Source organism: Candidatus Frackibacter sp. WG13 (assembly GCF_900114655.1).
Classification (GTDB): Bacteria; Bacillota; Halanaerobiia; order Halobacteroidales; family Acetohalobiaceae; genus Frackibacter.
In genome coordinates this window covers 1-18,792 of sequence record NZ_FOTT01000026.1, presented here as the reverse complement: position 1 = coordinate 18,792, position 18,792 = coordinate 1, and the positions used below count along the sequence as shown (strand labels likewise).

Genomic DNA, 18,792 nt, shown 5'->3' with positions numbered 1-18,792 from the left:
ATACTTATTTTGATCTATTCTTAATTCTCAATCCTCAAATTACAGAGGCATATTCCCATGTTTTCTTTCTGGACGGTCAACCCTTTTACTCTGTAACATCTCTAAAGCATTAGCCAAACGAATTGTAGTCTTTTTAAATTCAATTACATCATTAACAATCCCTCTTTGAGCTGCGACATAAGGGTTTGCAAACTTATCTCTATACTCTGCAACCTTCTTTTCTAATATTTCTTCTGAGTTATCGGCATTATTAATCTCTTTACGATAGATTATATTTGCTGCACCGCGCGGCCCCATAACTGCTATCTCTGCAGTTGGCCAAGCAAGTACTAAATCAGCATTCATCGACTTACTACACATAGCAATATATCCCCCACCATAAGCCTTCCTAGTTACTAGAGTAACCTTTGGCACCGAGGCTTCTGTGTAAGCATAAAGCATCTTAGCACCATGACGAATAATACCGTTATATTCTTGACTAACTCCTGGTAAGAAACCTGGCACATCAACTAATGTTAATAGCGGAATATTAAAACTATCACACATCCTAATAAATCTAGCTGCCTTATCCGAAGCATTGATATCTAAACATCCTGCCTTATATTTAGGTTGGTTAGCTATAATACCTACAGATTTACCATTAAGTCTAGCTAATCCTACTACAATATTCCTGGCATAATCTGCTTGCACTTCAAAGAAAGTACCTGGGTCAATAATATGATTAATGACTTCTTTCATATCATAAGCTTCATTAGGGTTGCCAGGTATAATATCCTCTAATTGATCGTTCTCTTTTAAGTCGATATGATAATCTTCTATCTCTGGTGGGTCCTCCATATTGTTAGCTGGCAAGTAACTTAATAACTCTCTAATCTGCATAAGACATTCTTCTTCATTTTGAGTTGTGAAATGAGCTACACCACTTAATTGTCCATGAGCACCAACACCACCTAATTCTTCTGCTGAAACTTCTTCCCCTGTAACCGATTTAATTACACTCGGACCAGTTAAGAACATCTTACTTGTGCTTTCAACCATAAAGACAAAATCAGTTAATGCTGGTGAATAGACTGCTCCTCCGGCACAAGGTCCTAAAATCACAGAAATCTGTGGTACTACACCCGACATAAGTGCATTCCGTCTAAATATTTCTCCAAATCCATTTAAAGCCTCTACACCTTCTTGGATCCTTGCACCACCAGAATCATTCAAACCAATAAAGGGTGCTCCCATCTCATTTGCCATATCCATTACTTTACAGATCTTTTCTGCATGAGCTGCACCTAGTGAACCACCCATCACTGTAAAGTCCTGCGCAAAAAGATAGACCAAACGACCATCAATCGTTCCGTATCCAGTAACTACCCCGTCACCGACTGCCTTCTTATCTTCCATCCCATGTTCTGCATATCTTGGCTCAACAAAAGAATTAATCTCAACAAAACTATTTTCGTCTAATAAGAAATCAATTCTTTCTCTAGCCGTCATCTTCCCTTTCCTATGCTGCTTCTTGATTCTTTCCTTACCTCCACCTTGCCGTGCCTCTTCTTTCCGCTTACGAAGTTCATCTAATTTTGTTTCAATTCCCATCTCTATCTCACTCCTATAGGCTAAAATTTTTAATAGCTTATACTATTTAAGTTTATACTTAATCTTCATTCTTATTATTCCATTTATGCTAAATCTAATTTTTACATCTGCCGACATATTTCTTTGCCAGTATATATAACAATTTCTTTCCTTTCTTACTCATTTCCTGTGTTAGTCTTTTACAAAGAATCCTCAATTCTTTTGTGGTATCTATCTAAATGTTAAATATTAATCTCTTCTCACTAATTATTAGTTACGTTAAATAAAAAAAGCACCTACTCTTAGACCCTATTAAGATCTAAGAGTAGGTGCTTGAAAATTGTATTTTTAACTAAATAAATTTCATGCGGAATTTTAAATGTCAGCAATTAATTCTGCAAGAACCTTAAATATTAATTTTCAACTATTAAACCAGCAATTTCAATATCTACATTCATTACATTGACACCCGTACTATACTCAATCAGCTCTTTAACACTCAATTGTAATTCATGAGCAACTCTATGTAGTTGCCAACCGTACCCTATCGTCAAAATAATCAAAATTTTTGTTCCCTCATCATCTTGATCTACCTTAATCTTCTTAATGTCGACTATCCTTTGGTCCTGTTTCAAAGTATGTTCTATCAAATCTGTCATTGCCTGGTCTGCTATTAATAGTTTACCATAATAACTAAACTTAGGCCTTACTATAGTCTTTTCAGCCTTAATTTCATCATCCTTATTAGAAAATAGCAGTTCAAGTTTTTCTAATAATTGACCTGAAAATTTAGGTTTAACTTCAATATTAGGTACTGGAATAACATGCTTTCCCTTCTTTTGCCGATGATACTTGGCTTTTTCTATCTCTTCTGGCGAGGCTATATCTTCAATTCTAATTATCTCCTGTGGTTCAGGCAACTCTAAAGCAGTAATGATCCTATTAATCATCTTCAATGAAGTTCCTAAGATTAATAAGCTCTCTACCTCATACTCTTTAATTACCTCTTTGACCTCGCTAGCATGCTCTTTTTCCATAAAGATAGCACGTTTAACCGCTTTAATTTTACTATCTTCTTCTTTGGCTGACTTTCCTGCTATTACTTTACTTCCTCTAATCAAAAGTCCATCATCTATAATATAGTTAATATTATTACCAAAAGCTACCATCCGGGCCCGATGACTCTTCCCGGTTCCACTTGGACCTACCAACGCATATACATTCATATTTTCACCTCAAATGAACTAATTTACCTATTATCTATTATATCTAGGCTCCTTTACATAATTAGTCAAAATAAACCAACCGCCAGCCATAGCTATTCCAGCGAGACTAAATGCTGTAAAATAGTTAAATATATCAACTAAAACTCCACCAAACATAATAATTGCAGCTGTTGATAGACCCGCTAATGAATTAGTTACTCCTACATAGGTTGATACTTTCTCTGGCGGGCAAAATTCTGGAATAATATTTAATAATGAAATTCTATTAGCTCCTAAAGCAAAACCACTAAATATAAATACCAGATAAAAGACTAAGATACTCTTAGCGAAAATAGCTATGACTATAGCTAAAACATTTAAGACTGCTCCCCACTCTAAAACTAACTTATGGCCTTTCTTATCACCAACCCAACCCCAAAATAAATAAGCAACTGCCTGAGCTGATAATAGAATAGTCGTAAAGTACCCAACTGTCTTATCAGTAGCCCCTAGCAGATCAATTCCAGCTGCTGTGTAAAGACTGTTTGCCATCCAAAAGAATTGGATTAACACATTTGCTATTAAATAATTACGATAATTATCATCTTGTTTGATTATTTGCGGCAACTCACTAAAGTATTCTTTTAAACTCTTCTTTTCATTACTTACCGGATAGACCGGTTCCTTCGACCCCCACACAAAGATATATGAAATAGTAGTACCTATAAATGCTAGCGAAAATAAGTAAACAAAGTTCATAGGAAAAGCATATTCCTTTAATATCCATCCAGCAACCATTGCTCCTATAATTCCCAAGATTCTACCTATGAAACTTCTAGTCCCAAAAAACTTCCCTCTTTTTCTAGTCGGAATTATTTTAGATATAAAACCAAACCAAATTGGAGTAAAGAATCCCGAAGAAAAAGCATAAAGTGCAAAGAATAAGAAGAAACCGAATAATAACATATCCTCTGAGCTTTTAGCAAAGAATAATGTACTTAAAGCCATTCCTAACCAAGCTAACCGTTGTAAACCGCCAAAAAGTAAAACAAACCCTTTCTTTTTCTTCTTATCTTCTACAAACTTAGCGGAAAGTATCTGAGGAATATAGTTGCCTAATCGGTCGAGTCCGCCAATCAAACTTACTAAAAAAGTTAAATCCGTTAGCTTTCTAACAAAAAGTGGTAAGATAGTACTTAATGAAACAAAGCTCTTACCAAAAGCAAAGAAAGCACCATCTAAAGTATTTAACGTAAAGTTACGTTTAAGATTTTCATCTACTTCTCTTTCAAACGCTTCTAGTTCTTTATTAGAAGCTCCATTTTCTAATTTTTCTTGTACTGCCATTAAGTATTGCCTCCATCTTTATTTTTCTACTCTGATTTAATATTGTATATCAGATTCTATTGTAATTAATCACATTACATGGTATAACCACAAAAAGGTCACCTTTCGCGGCAGAATACATTTTTCGAAACATCTAAGGTTCGTATACGCCAAAAATAAGGCTTCCTAATCTATAGGACATCCTGTCCTGAGATTAGCTCACCACGTCCTGTGGTTCGGCCATATTTTCGGCTCCTACTCACCAAGATGTTGACCGAAAAATGTATGATTTGCTCAATATGACCTTTTTGTGTTCTAATCATTATATATATTATTTCTTTCACATACATTTGCCTTTGTATTTAATATATAATTATAATCCTATCGAGTAGTAGAGAAATAATAAATGGCGAAAGAATCTACCTTAACTATCTAATCCATAATCATCTAATAATTTCACAAACTCTTCTCCAGTTATGATTTTAGTACTAAGCTCTTTAGCTTTATCTAACTTAGACCCAGCTCTTTCCCCAGCAATTAAAATATCAGTATTACCACTCACACTGCTAGTAGCTTTACCACCTAATGCCTTAACCTTATCCTTAGCTTCACTACGGGTTAACCCTGGTAAAGAACCAGTAATAACTACTGTCTTATCATTAAAGATATTCTCATCTTCATCAGTCGCTATCTCTATAGCTTCATGAGTTGGATTAACACCAACTTCTAACATATCTTGAATACTCTGTTGTACATTCTCATCATTAAAAAAGTTAACTATTCCTTTAGCTACTACTTCACCAATTCCATTAATCTCTAATAATTCTTCTTCTTTAGCTTCTATTACTGCATCTAAAGATTTAAATTCATCAGCTAATAACTGAGCTATATTCTTGCCTACATTGGGTACACCTAAACCATAGATGAAAGATGACAACGCTACATCTTTACTCTCTTCAATAGCATCTAATAAGTTTCTTGCCTTCTTTTCACCAAATCTATCTAGTTCTAATAAATCTTCAAAATCTAATTCGTAAAGATCAGCTATATCTCGCAATTCTAACTCTTCATATAACTGCGCCGCTGTCTTATCACTAAAGGTTTCGATTTCCATTGCATCTCGACTGGCAAAATGTGATAATCTCGAAACTAATTGTGGCTTACAAGATAATGAATTAGGACAGAAGATATGAACTCCATCCTCTATTAATTCACTTCCACAAGCCGGGCACTCTTCTGGTTTATTAATAGGCTCTATCTCTCTTCTATCATCTTCCTCAATCTCTACTCTCCCCATAATTTCTGGTATTACATCATTAGAACGACGCAGCCATACTCGACAACCCTTCGCTACATCCTTACGTTGGATATCATCCCAATTATTTAAAGTTGCTCTTTGAATTGTAGCTCCTTCAATATCAACCGGCTCTAATAAAGCCACAGGAGTTAACTTTCCTGTTCTCCCTACTTGCCAAATGATATCTTCAAGAGTAGTCGTTACTTCTGTAGCAGCAAACTTATAAGCAATCGCCCAACGAGGTGCTTTGGCAGTATAACCTAAAACCTCTCGGGTGCGTAAATCATTAATCTTAATTACCATACCATCTATTAGATAATCCAATTCTTCTAATTCATCTTCAACTCTTTCCATCTCTTCAACAACATCATCTATATCAGTAAAAGTATTTACATAATCATTAACCATAAATCTATTCTCACGAAGAAACTCTAAAATTTCTAAATGTTTGTCAAACTCTACTCCCTCATAATAACCAATATTATAAAAGAAAGCATCTAGATTACGTTCTGCTGTTGTTTTGGGGTCTAAATTCCTCAATGCTCCTGCTACTGCATTCCGCGCATTCTTTAATGGAGTTTCAGCCTGTTTATTATATTCTTCTAAGACCGATAAACGCATAATTCCTTCACCTTGTACCTCTAAAGTTCCAGCTTGAAATGGAATCTCTAAAGGAACTGTCTTAATCGTCTTCACCTGTTCTAAAATCGCTTCACCTACTTCACCATTACCCCGGGTAGCTGCTTGAACCAATTTCCCATCATTATATGTAAGGTTAATAGTTAAACCATCAAACTTATACTCTACAGTATAAGTTGGTTTAGGCAAAGAAGCATCAGAGTTCCCCAGATTATACTCAGCAATTAAACGTCTTACTCTTTGGTCCCAATCTCGTAATTCCCCACCGCTTTGCGCTTTATCCAGACTCCATAATGGAGCTAGATGACGATGAGAATCAAATGCATCTAAAGGTTCTCCACCTACTCTTTGAGTTGGAGAATTCGGTAATCTTTCACCAGTCTCTTCTTCCAATTCTACCAATCTATCATAAAGTCTGTCATATTCGCGGTCACTAATTAATGGTTCATCTAAGACATAATAATAATAACTATACTTATTTAATTTTGCAACTAAATTTTTCATCTCTTCTTTAAGTTCCTTGGTCTCTGACATCCCAATCACCTCGTACATCATTTTAACATTAATTAATAAAGTTGTCTAGAAAGAAAAAAGACATGCCCTAAAGTAGGACATGCTTTCCTCATTCTATCCTCCAGCTACTTGTGGAAAGATAGTTACTATATCATTGCGCTTTAATTTAGTCTTTAACCCATTTAAATATAACATATTCCTACCATTAACTAAGATAGTAATGGTTTCATCTAGCTGATCGGACTCTAATAATTCTGTTTTCATTTCCTCACCATATAATTCGATTAGTTTTTCTACTACTTCTTGAATATTCTCTACTTCCAATTCTAGCTCATTACAATCAGTTATATTGCGTAAAGTAGCTAAAAGTTTTACTTTCATCGTATTAATCACCTAAATCCCTAACTCAGCTATCTTCTCCTCTTTAACATCCCCTTCAGGAGTCCAACCCCGTAGCTGATAGTATTCTTCCAACATCGTTTCTAAACCTACTACTTTACCTTCAGCCGGACCTTCAGGTAGAGGTTCTTCTACTAATCTTTTAGCTAATTTATCTTCATCTGGACCTACACCGGCTTCGTAATTAAAGAGTCTTTCTAAATTCCAGATTCTTTCACCAACCTTCATCATCTCTTCTTCTGTATAACCTACTCCGGTTACAGCCTCTAATAATTCATGAATATCTCCACCACCTAGAGCAAAAGTAGTAAATAAACAGATACCACTAGCATCAACTACTCCGGTTAGATCTTGGAAAATTTTAACCCATTCTGCTTTACCTTCTATAGTCAACGGATCAATAGCTTCAGGAATTCCCAGTATTTCAGGTGAAGTTAGATAACCTCTTACGTGACAGCCACCGCGATTAGAAGTAGCATATTCTAACCCCATCCCTTGTGATCCTCTTGGATCATAGGCTGGGTATTCTTGTTTCTTACTACTCATAGAGTATTCAGGGCAGTCATATTTTTCAGCTAAGCGATAAGAACCTTCTGCTAATAAGTCTCCGATCCCTTCTCTAGTTCCTGTTAATTTAACTGCCTCTACCATAGCTTGTGCATTACCAAATTCTAATTCTAAACCAAGCTCATCCTTAGTAATTATACCTTCTTCATACATTTCCATAGCACAAGCAATAGTCGTTCCCATAGTAATTGTGTCTAATCCTAATTCATTACAGATAAAGTTATCTTTAGTAATAGCTTCTAAATTATCAATGCCACAGTCAGGTCCAAAAGCCCAAAGGGTTTCATACTCTGGACCTTCTCCAAAACCTTTATATTCGCCATCCGGCACCAAAGATACTCTTCCACAGCCTATCGGACAACCGGCACATGCTTTATTTTTTACTAATAATTCATCTGCTAAAGCTTCACCACTAACTTGTTCCGCTCCTTCAAAATTGCCTTTCTGAAAATTACGTGTAGGCAAATTTCCATGTTCACTGATAATATTAACTAATACCGCTGTACCTAAAGCAGGCAAGCCTTCGTTAGTTACTCCCGACTCTTTAATCTTACCCAAGCAATTACGTAATACATCTTTAAATTTGCCCTTGTTAGCCACTCTAACTCCTTGCGTTCCACGCACTATTACCGCTTTTAAATTTTTAGAACCCATTACTGCTCCTACCCCGGAGCGACCAGCAGCCCTCTCACGATCATTCATTATACAAGCAAACTTAACTAAGTTCTCTCCTGCTGGACCAATAGCAGCAATCCTGAAGTTATCACCATATTTTGCTCTTAATTGATTATCTGTTTCTAGAATAGTCTCCCCCCATAGTTCTTCAGCAGACTCAATCTTTACTTGGTCATCATCAATCACTATATAAACCGGTCGTGAAGCTTTTCCTTCAAAGATAACAACATCATAACCAGCATATTTTAATTCTGATGGAAAGTAGCCTCCCGAATTAGATGCAGCTATTGTGCCAGTTAAAGGCGACTTAGTTACTACATTATATCTACTTCCTGATACCGCTGCTGTTCCTGTCAAAGGCCCAGTAGCAAAAATGAGTTTATTCTCATGCGCTAATGGGTCAACCGTTGGTTCAACTTCATCACAAAAAATCTTAGTTCCTAAGCCACGAGCGCCAATATAATCTTTAGCTAATGTTTGGTCTAATTCTTCCACATTTACTGTTTCCTCTGTGAGATTAATTCGTAAAATCTGTCCCATCCAGCCGTTCATCTATATCGCCTCCTCAATCAAACTACGTAACTGATTCGCTACTTTCTTCTTTCTAGTTAATAACATATCATCTGGACGTCCAAATTCTAAAGCACCAGTAGGACAGAACTCTACACACTCCGGCTCTCCATCACAAAGATTACACTTAACATTATATTCTAAACGTTCTTGTTCAACTGTGCTAATTGCTCCAATATGACAAACCATCAAACACATATTACAACCAATACATTTTTCATCAACAATAACAACCGCTCCTGTCTCCTTATCTCTCTCAATCGCTCCAGTTGGGCAGACATTTTTACAACTTGGCTCCTGACAATGAAGACAAGTTACTGGAATAGTTATTATTTCTTCTGGAAAATTTATCATAGTTACCCTCGATAAGCTAGGATTAAATTCATCAGTATGTTCTAAAGAACAGACTAATTCACAAGTTCTACACCCAGTACATTTTTTAGGATTAATCAATAAAGTCTTACGCATAAAGAAACCTCCTTATTATTCTCTAAAATAAGCACAAAATCAATATACTTCTTCTACTTACCATTCATTTAAAGAGACATAACTTTCTTAAAAACATAATTTTCTGATACTAAGAATAAGATTATTTTAATGTTTAATTATAAAACTCCATAAAGATATGCTTTTTGCTCTCAAACTGATACAAGTAATAAGATAAGTGTGAGCTATCTTTAATCCATAGCTCACACTCTTATTTATAACTTTTCAATTAAAATGCTGCGTCAAAAATTCCAATCACTTCTTCTTTAGTAGCTGTTCTTGGATTAGTTAAACTACAAGCATCTTTCATAGCATTTTCAGCTAATACCTCAAAGTCTTCTTTCTTAACTTCAGTCCCTTCTAAATCACTTAAGCTCTGAGGAATACCAATATCTTCTGATAAAGTTACAATAGCATCAAGAGCTTTATCTGCTGCTTCTCTTACTGATAAACCATCAATATTCTCACCCATTGCTTCTGCAATATCAGCCAAACGCTGTGGATTAGCAATCAAGTTAAAACGCTCTACATGTGGCAATAAAATAGCATTGCATACTCCGTGTGGTAAGTCATAATAACCACCTAATTGATGAGCCATAGCATGCACATAACCAAGTGAAGCATTATTAAAAGCCATTCCTGCTAAAAATTCAGCATAAGCCATATTATCTCTAGCTTCAAAATTATCTCCATTAGCTACCGCATTTCTTAAATTCTTGGCAATTAACTCAATAGCCATTAATGCTGCTGAATCAGTAACCGGTGTTGCTTCCGTAGATACATAAGCTTCGACAGCATGAGTTAAAGCATCCATACCAGTTGCTGCTGTTAAAGCTGGCGGCTTCTTCATCATTAAAAGTGGATCATTAATCGCCACATTAGGAGTTACTCTCCAATCAACGATAGCCATCTTTATATGTCTTTCTTCATCTGTAATAATACAGAAACGAGTCATCTCACTAGCAGTTCCAGCCGTAGTATTAACCGCAATTAACGGCATCATCGGCTTAGTCGACTGGTCAACACCTTCGTAATCATTAATTACTCCTCCATTAGTAGCAACTAAAGCAATTCCTTTAGCGCAATCGTGCGGACTACCTCCCCCAACAGAAACTACTACATCACAATCTTCAGCTTCTAAAAGATCTAGTCCTGCTTCAACATTTCCAACAGTCGGGTTAGGCTGTACTCCGTCAAATACTACTGTTTCAACTCCAGCCTCCTCAATCTGGTCTGTTACTTGTTCAACAATTCCTATTTCAACTAACACTTCATCGGTAACTATTAAAGCTTTCGTCCCTTTCAATTTCTTAATTTGGTCCCCTATCTCCTCTACTGATCCTGCTCCCATCAAATTAACTGGTGGCATAAAGTACCCATAAGTCTTTTTCATAATAAATTTCCCTCCTGATTTTTAATAATTGTTGCTTAATATTAAATGCAAGTTATATTCCAAGGATGGCCAAAAATAATTATTTTATAGATTTTTTAGCATTAATTACATAAAAGTTCATATTACTACATTTTATATTACATGTTATAACAATAAATATAAAAATATCCTAGTTATAAAAATCACAATATACATAATTGTCATTATATTTAAAGTATTATCTTCTAAACTTAGGTTTGCTTGTTAGATTTTATAACACTTTTTCTCTAAACCACTTATTAACAACTACTTAAGCTTACTGTTATATTTTTTACCACTGTTACAAAATATAACACTTCGAGAATACAGATAATAAAGAACAAAATCAATAATTTGAAATCAAGTATAATTTCCTAGTAAGATAAAAAAGGAGCTATTTAGAATTGCAATCTAAATAGCTCCTAATTCTCAAACATATTAAATTACTTGAATAATAATTTAATTTTCAATATCTATATCATATTTATTAAGTTTTCTATATAATGTATTTCTACTTATCTTTAGACATCGAGCTGTTTGACTAATGTTCCCTTCAAAATGTTCAAGCGCCTCTCTAATGGCCTTGGCTTCAGCTTCCTCTATAGACAACAATTTACTACCATTCTCTAATTTTGCTACAACCTCTTGCTTCTTAAGATAGTCAGGAAGGTGTTCTTTCTTAATTACTGTTCCCTCCGTTAGATTTAAAGCTCGCTCAATTATATTCTCTAATTCTCTTATGTTACCTGGCCAGTTGTAATTTCTAAATATTACTTTTACCTGCTCCGATAAATCAAGATTAGGCTTTCCTAATACTTTACCTAATTTTTGTAGCAAATGTTTAGCCAAAATAATTACATCGTTTTCTCTTTCTCTTAAAGGCGGAAGATTTATATTAATTACATTTAAACGATAATAAAGGTCTTTTCTAAATTTATCAACTTCAACTCTTGCCTTCAAATCCTTATTAGTAGCAGCAATAATCCTAACATTAATAGGAATTAGTTCATTGCTACCGATCCGACCAACCGTTTTTTCTTGCAAAATACGTAGTAATTTAACCTGAGCATTAAGGTTCATCTCTCCAATCTCATCAAGAAAGATAGTCCCTCCATCAGCTATTTCAAATTTACCAGGCTTGCCACCCTTTTTAGCACCGGTAAAAGCCCCTTCCTGATAGCCAAAGAGTTCACTTTCTATTAAATCTTTTGGAATAGCTCCACAATTAACCGCTACAAACTGTCCTTCCTGACGAAAACTTTGGTTATGAATAGCTTGAGCAAATAATTCTTTACCAGTACCACTTTCCCCAGTTAATAAAATTGTAGAATCACTAATAGCTACTTTTTGTGCCATCTTAATTGCATCAGTTATTGCTTTACTTTCTCCTATTATATTACTAAAAGAATAATTCGCTCTTTTTTCTATTTCCTTGGTCATAGACTTATCTTGTGCATTAAAATCATTGACCTTAACTACTAACCCTGTAACTTCTTCATCTTCATTAAAAATTCTTTGAGCTTTAGAAGTAACCTGCAGTTTTTCTCTCTTTAAATTCCAAACTATTTCTTCTTTATGCTGTCCTTCAGTTGTTAATTCCATTAATGAAGAGAATGTAGAATCCGGAAAAAAAGTTTCAAGTTCTTTACCAATACATTCTTGAGGTGCATGTCCTAATAACTTACTCCCTTTTTGATTTATTTGAGTAATGACTCCGTTTTTATTGATAGTAAAGAACCCTTCTGATGATGAATTTAAGATTAATCTCTGCTTCTTTTCAGAAATCATCAACTCTTGCTGCATATTCCTTAATAACAACTGTTGCCTGATAGCATTAGTAGCAGCCACTACCATTCCTAACGTATGCTGATGAGCACTCTGATAATTACCCGAAACATCTAAAACTCCTATAAAATTATCATCAGCATCAAATATTGGCGCAGCTGAACAAGTTAAGAAGTGATTTTCTTGAGAAAAATGTTCACTTGCATATATATTCAAAGGACTTTGCTCTTCAATAACTGTCCCAATAGCATTAGTACCTTTTATTCTTTCATGCCAACTTGCACCTTCAATTAAATAGACAGCTTGAGCTGAACTCATAAAGCTATCATCACCAATGCTTTTTAATATATATCCTTGCTCATCAGTTAAAAGCATCATGAAATTTGAGCCTTTAATAGCTTTATATAGCTCTTTCATAATCGGTGTAGCTATTCTAATTACTTCTTCATACTTATCTAGTTTCTCTCGCAGATTATTTTCCTGCAAAATGTGAGTTGAAGAATCTTGCAAAGGGTCAATTTTATATTCCGCACATCTTTGCCATGACCTTTTAATCTCCTGGTTTAAACCTTGCTTTATTCTCCCTTGAGAAATATAAGCCTGCCATGCATTAGTTATCTTCTCTAAATCTTTTTCCATTTATAATGACCCCTTCCTACTTGCAATGTTAGCTAGTAGTAATTATTGACTTCTTCTCAATGATAAGATTCTACAATTATTGTATTAATCCTGCAATACTTAAATAATTAACTATATTTAATCTTAATACTCCACAGAGAAAAAACTAGAAGCATAAAAGCTTCTAGCATCAATTATAACTAATATAACAAACACTCTAAATTATTTTTAAGACCTTACTCTTTAGAGTTATCAACAACTTTTTCTTCTATTTCCTGAGCTGCTGACTTAAATTCACTAATCCCTTTACCAATTGACTTACCTATCTCCGGTAGTTTACTAGGGCCAAAAATCACCAAAGCTATAACCAAAATTAAGATTAATTCTGTAGGACCTAAACCAAACATGTTTACCCCTCCTATTAAGAATCATGTGGGTCATCATGACATGTTGTACAGTTCATCTTGCCTCGTGTATTTTCTAGCATACTATCTTTAGTATGACAATTCATACATTCCTTCGCTTCTTCAGGAATTTCATAAGCTGGCACAAAGTTTCCAGCTAACTTTGCATTTAATAATTCTGCAGCTTTAGCCGCTACATCACCAGCTAATCGACCACAACGATCAGCTCGTTCTTGAGAAAATGACTTCTTACCTGATGCCTCACACCAGTTAGTAACTGATGCATGGCAAAGTGGATTTCCAGCTACACTTTTAGCTTGACTACTATTCTCCTTTCGAGGTAAAGGAGTTTCACTATACCAGCCAAATAACTCCTGAGTTAATTTCATTGTATCTCCTGTTCTACCATATAATAGTGAAAAAGCAGCTCCAGAACCATTTACTGTTCCACAAAGAGTTGCCCAACCTGCTCCACCTCCAGCTCCAAACCACATTGTTTGAGACGGAACCTTATCAAATGGATGTCCTAATTCTTCAGTTAAAGCTCTAAAAGTAGCTTCACCGCAATGATTACCTTCATGATAGTATTTAGTTCCTTTTTCTCTTACCTTCTCTACATCCAACTTTTTATCAAAATAATTTGTCCATGGATATTCCGGGAGTCCTCCAGCCTCTGCTTCTGAACTTGATAAACTTAAACCTGTACCTGCTACAATCGCTCCAACTGCTACTCCTCCTGCACTAGCTAAAAAATTTCTTCGAGACATCTTTTCATTCTTCTTATCTGTCATTTTTCGCACCCCCAAGTTAGTTTTAGTAAATTATTGTAAAAACCTATCCTTAATTCCCTTCCCCTTTTAACATGCTTTTATGTTAGAAATAAAATCTTAAATTATAAGATTTATCCCCCCTTCCTTAAAGCAATATATTTTTGTGAAAATGAATTCTTTCACTAATAAATCTTGAAAAATAATATTGTCTACTCTTATTATAATCTGTAAAACTTTATTATTTATTGTCTATATTTAATATATTCAATATTATCTTGTTTTCTCCTCTATACTCGCTATTAGTATGCATTATACCATTATAACTAAGTATTATAACCCAAAGCTATCTCATCAAAAAAAGGATACCTAATTAGGTATCCTTTAGTGAAAATATTTATTTTTTAATTATTACTCCAAACTATAACATAACTGCCTTTATATATTTACCTCCTATATAAACTCCTACCAAAAGAAAGATACCAAAGATCCAACCATGAATCGACATAGATGCAATTCCCGTAACCATAGCACCTATATTACATCCTCCGGCTATCCGCGCACCATAACCCATTAATATTCCACCAATTAATGCACTTATAGCTCTTTTCCACTTATGGATTTTTCGAAAACGAAGCTGCATAGACAATAGAATAGATAAAAGTGAACCAATAATTATCCCTAAATCTAAAATAGTTCCCCTATATGTTAATAAATAATCAATAATATCTTTCCCTTGAAGAATATCTCTTATATATGACCACTGAGAAATATCAACCCCTAAGAATTTCATACCACTAGCCCCTATAAGAGCAAAAGTAGTAGTAATCCCCCAAGGTTCATCTGTTAAAACAAAGATCAAAATATTTAATATAGCTAACAAAAGTCCCCCTAACCAATAAGACCAGTTATTCTTCACTAAAACAGATAGCTTATTAATTAATTGCATAATTATTACTCCCTTACTTTCTTCTTATTTAAATTACCATTTAAAGTTTGATTATTTCCACTTTCCAAATACCAGGAGCTACTTCATCAATATTAAATTCATAACCATTATCCTCACACCAATCCATAATATTTCTTACTGCCTGAGTATGATCCACCTTAATTATTAATCTATCACCAGCAGTTAATGTATTAATTTCACTCTCTGTCTTTAACAAAGGAATCGGGCATACTTCTCCTAATAATTCTAAAACTTCTTCTGTCATTTACTTCACCTCAAAATATTAGTTTCCTCTTTTTTCAAACCAACTAAAGAAATTATACAATAAAGATAAAACTATCACCTGTAATAAAACTGCTCTTACCCATCCTAAATACTTAGGAATAAAAATAGTTGCTACTGTAAACTTATCTATCCACCATTCCAAATGAACTATCGCAATACTATTCCCAATTATAAAACCAAAAATTACAATCACAAAGATAATTGTTCCTTCTCCAACACGCATCAAACTACTACATGCGCATCCTCCTGCTAAAGACATTCCTAAACCAAATATAAATCCACCAACAATTGTGTATAGTCCCCAAGGTAAAACCTGTCCTAAAACTTGGTTCCAACTATTAAAGGTAAGGTATTGATAAATAGCAAAACCTATAGTTGAAATTCCAATTAAAATAATAATTGCTCTTATTAATTTAGTGTTTCTAAATAAAAAGAAATTTAAAAAGCCACCAGCAAAACAGAAGTTAGCTCTCTGTAAAATAAACCCTATCATCAAACCTATAAACCAAAGTATCGATAAATCAAGAGATAAGTATAATAATAATAATCCAAAGCCTAAAGAAATTAATAGAATAATCACAAACCATTTTAACTGCTTCTCTTTTTTTAACATTTGAATCCCTTTCTTTATTATTAATATTCGATAACATGCAGGAATATTAATCTATTTAGTTGAAAAGTTTACTTAAGCAAAAACTTAAAATAAAAGGTGATAATAATGAAAATCTACCAATTTCAAATTTTTACTACTGTGGTAAAAGTAAAAAGTTTTTCGAAAGCAGCTAGTCTATTATATTTAAGTCAACCAGCCGTCAGCAAGCATATTAAATCAATGGAAGAATATTATGGTACTAGATTATTTAATCGAAATAACCAAGGAGTAAGCTTAACTTCAGCAGGTCAAACAGTCTACGATTATGCAAAAAATATCTTACAGACTCACGAAGAATTAGAAAAAGAAATTGATAAACATCTTAATTTAGAAAATTCTCAATTAATAGTAGGATCTAGTGTAACACCAGGAGATTATCTACTACCTTGTACAGTCTGGACATTTAAAGATAAACATCCTAAAATTGATATTAAACTACAGATTGGTCACACCGAAGATATTATTAAAAAAGTACTGAAAGAAGAAGTTAATATCGGTATTGTAGAAGGTGAAATCCCTTCGGAAACCAATTTAAAGCCCACGACAATCATGCATGATAAATTAAAATTTATAGCATCACCTACAGAATATGAACAAGATATATTTACTATTGAAGAATTAAAAGATATTCCACTTATATTACTCAATGAAGACTTCGGTATCAGACAAAAATTTAATCAATTTCTTGAAATAAATGAAATAGACATTAATAGTCTGAATATTGTTGCAGAAATGGGAAGCATAACTGCTATTAAATCAGCCGTAGAATCTGGATTAGGAGTCTCTATTGCTTCACATTCAGCTATAAAAAAGGAAGTTTATCAAGACCTTCTTAAAGTAATTAATATGCAGAACAAATTTAAAGACCGATTAACTATAGAGTTCAAGTTAATTCACCAAAATCAAACTGACCAACCTAATATTATTACTAGATTTACTAAATTCTTAAATATTCAAAATGAACACATCTTTTGTTGATAACTTATTAATTTTAAAGCTGCTATTATATTACTATTTTTATATTAAAGAAGATTCCCCTTTTTATTTGATTAGTTTTAATGAATAGAATTATAGTTAATTTCCTATACCATAGGCATCCAACTATTATCCCAGTCTTTATTGTTAGATAGTTCCTTACTAATAATTTTTCCTAATCTTTTTATTCCCTCTTTAATCTCTTCTTCAGTTACTGCTGCTATACTAAGTCTAACCTTATCCTCTTGAGGTTGAGTATAATAAAATACTGTGCCAGGAGCAATATTAACTCCTGCTGCAAACGCTTTATCATATAACTTCTTAACAGTAAGTCCCTGTGGCAACTCTAACCAAAGGTTCAATCCTCCCTGAGGAGTAATAAATTTAACCTCTTGCGGCAAATATTTATTCAAAGCAACAACCATAACTTCATATCGTTTCTGATAAGTCTGCTTTAACTTATTAATCTGGTCTTCCCAGAATTCTTCTCTAAAATAAAGGTCTAAAACTCGCTGAACTAGACCATCAGTAAAAATATCTGACATATACTTAGACAAAAGAATATCATCAAAATAACGTTCAGGAATGATTAAAAACGCTAATCTTAAACCAGGCATAAATATCTTTGAAAAGCTCTTGATATATATTACTCTATCATCCTTATCCATTGCTTTTAAAGCTAAAAATTTATTTTCTCCATAACCCACTCCATAATTTAAGTCACTTAAACAATCATCTTCAATAATCAGTAAATCATATTCTTCAGCTAATTTTAATATTCTTTCTTTCTTCTCCTGCGAATAACTATAACCAGTCGGATTTTGAAAATTAGGCATTAGATAAAGAAATTTAGGCTTCTCTTTTTCTAATTCCTCTTCCAACAAATCAAGATCTATACCATCTTTTCTAATAGGAACCTCTCGTATGTCAGCATGTCGCGATTTAAAGACTGAAATTGCCCCAGGATAAGTAGGGCGCTCTACAAAGACTTTATCCCCATAATCTAAAAAAGTTTTAGCTAAAATATCAATTCCCTGTTGAGCCCCAGAAATAATTTGAATTTCATCAATACTAGCTTCTATCTGACATTTACCTATATATTGACTAATAGATTTCCGTAACGGTGAATAACCTTGACTCTTTTGATATCCAAATGCATAACCCCCGTCCCTGTCTAAAACCTTATTAAGTAATCTTTTGAACGGTTTAATTGGAAATAAATCAGGAGTTGGCGCAGCAGTGGCAAAATTAATTATTTTACCTTCCTTACTACCTCTTTTCTTCTCTTCTATAAACTTAGTATCCTCATCAATATATACTTCTTCATCTAAGTAAATATCATCCTTCAATTCAACTATAGGAGCAACATAAGTTCCACTACCAACCTTTTTATAAACTAATTCTTCTTCTTCTAATAGATTATAAGCATTAACAATAGTTACATTATTGACTCCTAACTCTTTAGCAAACTTTCTAATTGAAGGTAATTTGGTATGGGATTTTATTTTTCTTCTCTCAATTAGCTCTTTTAACTGACTATATAATTGAATATATAAATGTTTAGATGAAGATTGATCTAATTGTACCCTTTCAATCATAACAATCCCTCCCTCTTTGAATTAAAATTATCTCACTCATACTCGCTTATTCTTAGTTTTTCATTTTTTTTGACTTTAAAAGACTAGAACAGAATGTAATAA

16 protein-coding genes are annotated in these 18,792 nt (G+C 33.7%); 1 reads left to right on the top strand and 15 read right to left on the bottom strand.

Translation table 11 applies throughout. The annotated features are described in order from the left end of the window. Window positions 1-39: 39 nt before the first annotated feature. The 14 genes from BM077_RS11885 to BM077_RS11820 all read right to left on the bottom strand — a co-directional run bounded on the left by BM077_RS11885 (window position 40) and on the right by BM077_RS11820 (window position 16,078). Window positions 40-1,590, bottom strand: coding sequence for an acyl-CoA carboxylase subunit beta (locus BM077_RS11885; RefSeq protein ID WP_089750631.1), 1,551 nt, complete (start codon window positions 1,588-1,590; stop codon window positions 40-42). A gap of 392 nt (window positions 1,591-1,982) precedes the next feature. Continuing rightward, window positions 1,983-2,795, bottom strand: a complete 813-nt coding sequence (locus BM077_RS11880) for an Asp23/Gls24 family envelope stress response protein (protein WP_089750629.1) — start codon at window positions 2,793-2,795, stop codon at window positions 1,983-1,985. A 30-nt stretch (window positions 2,796-2,825) separates the two neighbouring features. Continuing rightward, window positions 2,826-4,121: an MFS transporter gene (locus tag BM077_RS11875; protein ID WP_089750627.1), complete on the bottom strand. Its 1,296-nt coding sequence runs from the start codon at window positions 4,119-4,121 to the stop codon at window positions 2,826-2,828. A gap of 403 nt (window positions 4,122-4,524) precedes the next feature. Continuing rightward, a complete protein-coding gene (gene ligA / locus BM077_RS11870) occupies window positions 4,525-6,570 on the bottom strand; it encodes an NAD-dependent DNA ligase LigA (RefSeq protein WP_089750625.1) in 2,046 nt (681 codons plus the stop codon). Window positions 6,571-6,663: 93 nt separating this feature from the next. Then, complete coding sequence (locus BM077_RS11865; protein ID WP_089750623.1) at window positions 6,664-6,930, bottom strand: ubiquitin-like small modifier protein 1; 267 nt, start codon at window positions 6,928-6,930, stop codon at window positions 6,664-6,666. A 12-nt stretch (window positions 6,931-6,942) separates the two neighbouring features. Further along, on the bottom strand, window positions 6,943-8,742 hold the full coding sequence (locus tag BM077_RS11860) for an aldehyde ferredoxin oxidoreductase family protein (protein ID WP_090095270.1): 1,800 nt from the start codon (window positions 8,740-8,742) through the stop codon (window positions 6,943-6,945). Further along, window positions 8,743-9,228: a 4Fe-4S dicluster domain-containing protein gene (locus BM077_RS11855; protein ID WP_089750622.1), complete on the bottom strand. Its 486-nt coding sequence runs from the start codon at window positions 9,226-9,228 to the stop codon at window positions 8,743-8,745. A 247-nt stretch (window positions 9,229-9,475) separates the two neighbouring features. After that, entirely contained in the window at window positions 9,476-10,639 is a 1,164-nt protein-coding gene (locus tag BM077_RS11850; RefSeq protein WP_089750620.1) for an iron-containing alcohol dehydrogenase, read from the bottom strand. 477 nt (window positions 10,640-11,116) lie between these two features. Further along, window positions 11,117-13,081, bottom strand: a complete 1,965-nt coding sequence (locus tag BM077_RS11845; protein WP_089750618.1) for a sigma-54-dependent Fis family transcriptional regulator — start codon at window positions 13,079-13,081, stop codon at window positions 11,117-11,119. A 215-nt stretch (window positions 13,082-13,296) separates the two neighbouring features. Then, window positions 13,297-13,467: a Sec-independent protein translocase subunit TatA/TatB gene (locus tag BM077_RS11840; RefSeq protein WP_089750616.1), complete on the bottom strand. Its 171-nt coding sequence runs from the start codon at window positions 13,465-13,467 to the stop codon at window positions 13,297-13,299. A 14-nt stretch (window positions 13,468-13,481) separates the two neighbouring features. Next, window positions 13,482-14,255 (bottom strand): C-GCAxxG-C-C family (seleno)protein, encoded by a 774-nt coding sequence (locus BM077_RS11835; RefSeq protein WP_089750614.1) that lies wholly within the window; start codon window positions 14,253-14,255, stop codon window positions 13,482-13,484. A gap of 397 nt (window positions 14,256-14,652) precedes the next feature. Further along, window positions 14,653-15,180, bottom strand: coding sequence for a YeeE/YedE thiosulfate transporter family protein (locus BM077_RS11830; RefSeq protein WP_089750612.1), 528 nt, complete (start codon window positions 15,178-15,180; stop codon window positions 14,653-14,655). Between the two features lie 40 nt (window positions 15,181-15,220). Continuing rightward, window positions 15,221-15,445, bottom strand: coding sequence for a sulfurtransferase TusA family protein (locus tag BM077_RS11825; RefSeq protein ID WP_089750610.1), 225 nt, complete (start codon window positions 15,443-15,445; stop codon window positions 15,221-15,223). A gap of 18 nt (window positions 15,446-15,463) precedes the next feature. Beyond that, complete coding sequence (locus BM077_RS11820; protein ID WP_089750607.1) at window positions 15,464-16,078, bottom strand: YeeE/YedE thiosulfate transporter family protein; 615 nt, start codon at window positions 16,076-16,078, stop codon at window positions 15,464-15,466. Window positions 16,079-16,183: 105 nt separating this feature from the next. Here BM077_RS11820 and BM077_RS11815 point away from each other — a divergent pair, with 105 nt between their 5' ends. Then, window positions 16,184-17,095: a LysR substrate-binding domain-containing protein gene (locus BM077_RS11815; RefSeq protein ID WP_089750606.1), complete on the top strand. Its 912-nt coding sequence runs from the start codon at window positions 16,184-16,186 to the stop codon at window positions 17,093-17,095. Window positions 17,096-17,199: 104 nt separating this feature from the next. Here BM077_RS11815 and pdxR read toward each other — a convergent pair whose 3' ends face one another. Further along, entirely contained in the window at window positions 17,200-18,690 is a 1,491-nt protein-coding gene (pdxR, locus tag BM077_RS11810; protein ID WP_089750604.1) for a MocR-like pyridoxine biosynthesis transcription factor PdxR, read from the bottom strand. Between the last annotated feature and the right edge of the window lie 102 nt (window positions 18,691-18,792).

What these genes read in the sequence shown, in the direction of transcription:
- BM077_RS11885 (WP_089750631.1), bottom strand. Translation starts at nt 1,590, where the DNA reads ATGGGAATTGAAACAAAATTAGATGAACTTCGTAAGCGGAAAGAAGAG.
- BM077_RS11880 (WP_089750629.1), bottom strand. Translation starts at nt 2,795, where the DNA reads ATGAATGTATATGCGTTGGTAGGTCCAAGTGGAACCGGGAAGAGTCAT.
- BM077_RS11875 (WP_089750627.1), bottom strand. Translation starts at nt 4,121, where the DNA reads ATGGCAGTACAAGAAAAATTAGAAAATGGAGCTTCTAATAAAGAACTA.
- ligA (WP_089750625.1), bottom strand. Translation starts at nt 6,570, where the DNA reads ATGTCAGAGACCAAGGAACTTAAAGAAGAGATGAAAAATTTAGTTGCA.
- BM077_RS11865 (WP_089750623.1), bottom strand. Translation starts at nt 6,930, where the DNA reads ATGAAAGTAAAACTTTTAGCTACTTTACGCAATATAACTGATTGTAAT.
- BM077_RS11860 (WP_090095270.1), bottom strand. Translation starts at nt 8,742, where the DNA reads ATGAACGGCTGGATGGGACAGATTTTACGAATTAATCTCACAGAGGAA.
- BM077_RS11855 (WP_089750622.1), bottom strand. Translation starts at nt 9,228, where the DNA reads ATGCGTAAGACTTTATTGATTAATCCTAAAAAATGTACTGGGTGTAGA.
- BM077_RS11850 (WP_089750620.1), bottom strand. Translation starts at nt 10,639, where the DNA reads ATGAAAAAGACTTATGGGTACTTTATGCCACCAGTTAATTTGATGGGA.
- BM077_RS11845 (WP_089750618.1), bottom strand. Translation starts at nt 13,081, where the DNA reads ATGGAAAAAGATTTAGAGAAGATAACTAATGCATGGCAGGCTTATATT.
- BM077_RS11840 (WP_089750616.1), bottom strand. Translation starts at nt 13,467, where the DNA reads ATGTTTGGTTTAGGTCCTACAGAATTAATCTTAATTTTGGTTATAGCT.
- BM077_RS11835 (WP_089750614.1), bottom strand. Translation starts at nt 14,255, where the DNA reads ATGACAGATAAGAAGAATGAAAAGATGTCTCGAAGAAATTTTTTAGCT.
- BM077_RS11830 (WP_089750612.1), bottom strand. Translation starts at nt 15,180, where the DNA reads ATGCAATTAATTAATAAGCTATCTGTTTTAGTGAAGAATAACTGGTCT.
- BM077_RS11825 (WP_089750610.1), bottom strand. Translation starts at nt 15,445, where the DNA reads ATGACAGAAGAAGTTTTAGAATTATTAGGAGAAGTATGCCCGATTCCT.
- BM077_RS11820 (WP_089750607.1), bottom strand. Translation starts at nt 16,078, where the DNA reads ATGTTAAAAAAAGAGAAGCAGTTAAAATGGTTTGTGATTATTCTATTA.
- BM077_RS11815 (WP_089750606.1), top strand. Translation starts at nt 16,184, where the DNA reads ATGAAAATCTACCAATTTCAAATTTTTACTACTGTGGTAAAAGTAAAA.
- pdxR (WP_089750604.1), bottom strand. Translation starts at nt 18,690, where the DNA reads ATGATTGAAAGGGTACAATTAGATCAATCTTCATCTAAACATTTATAT.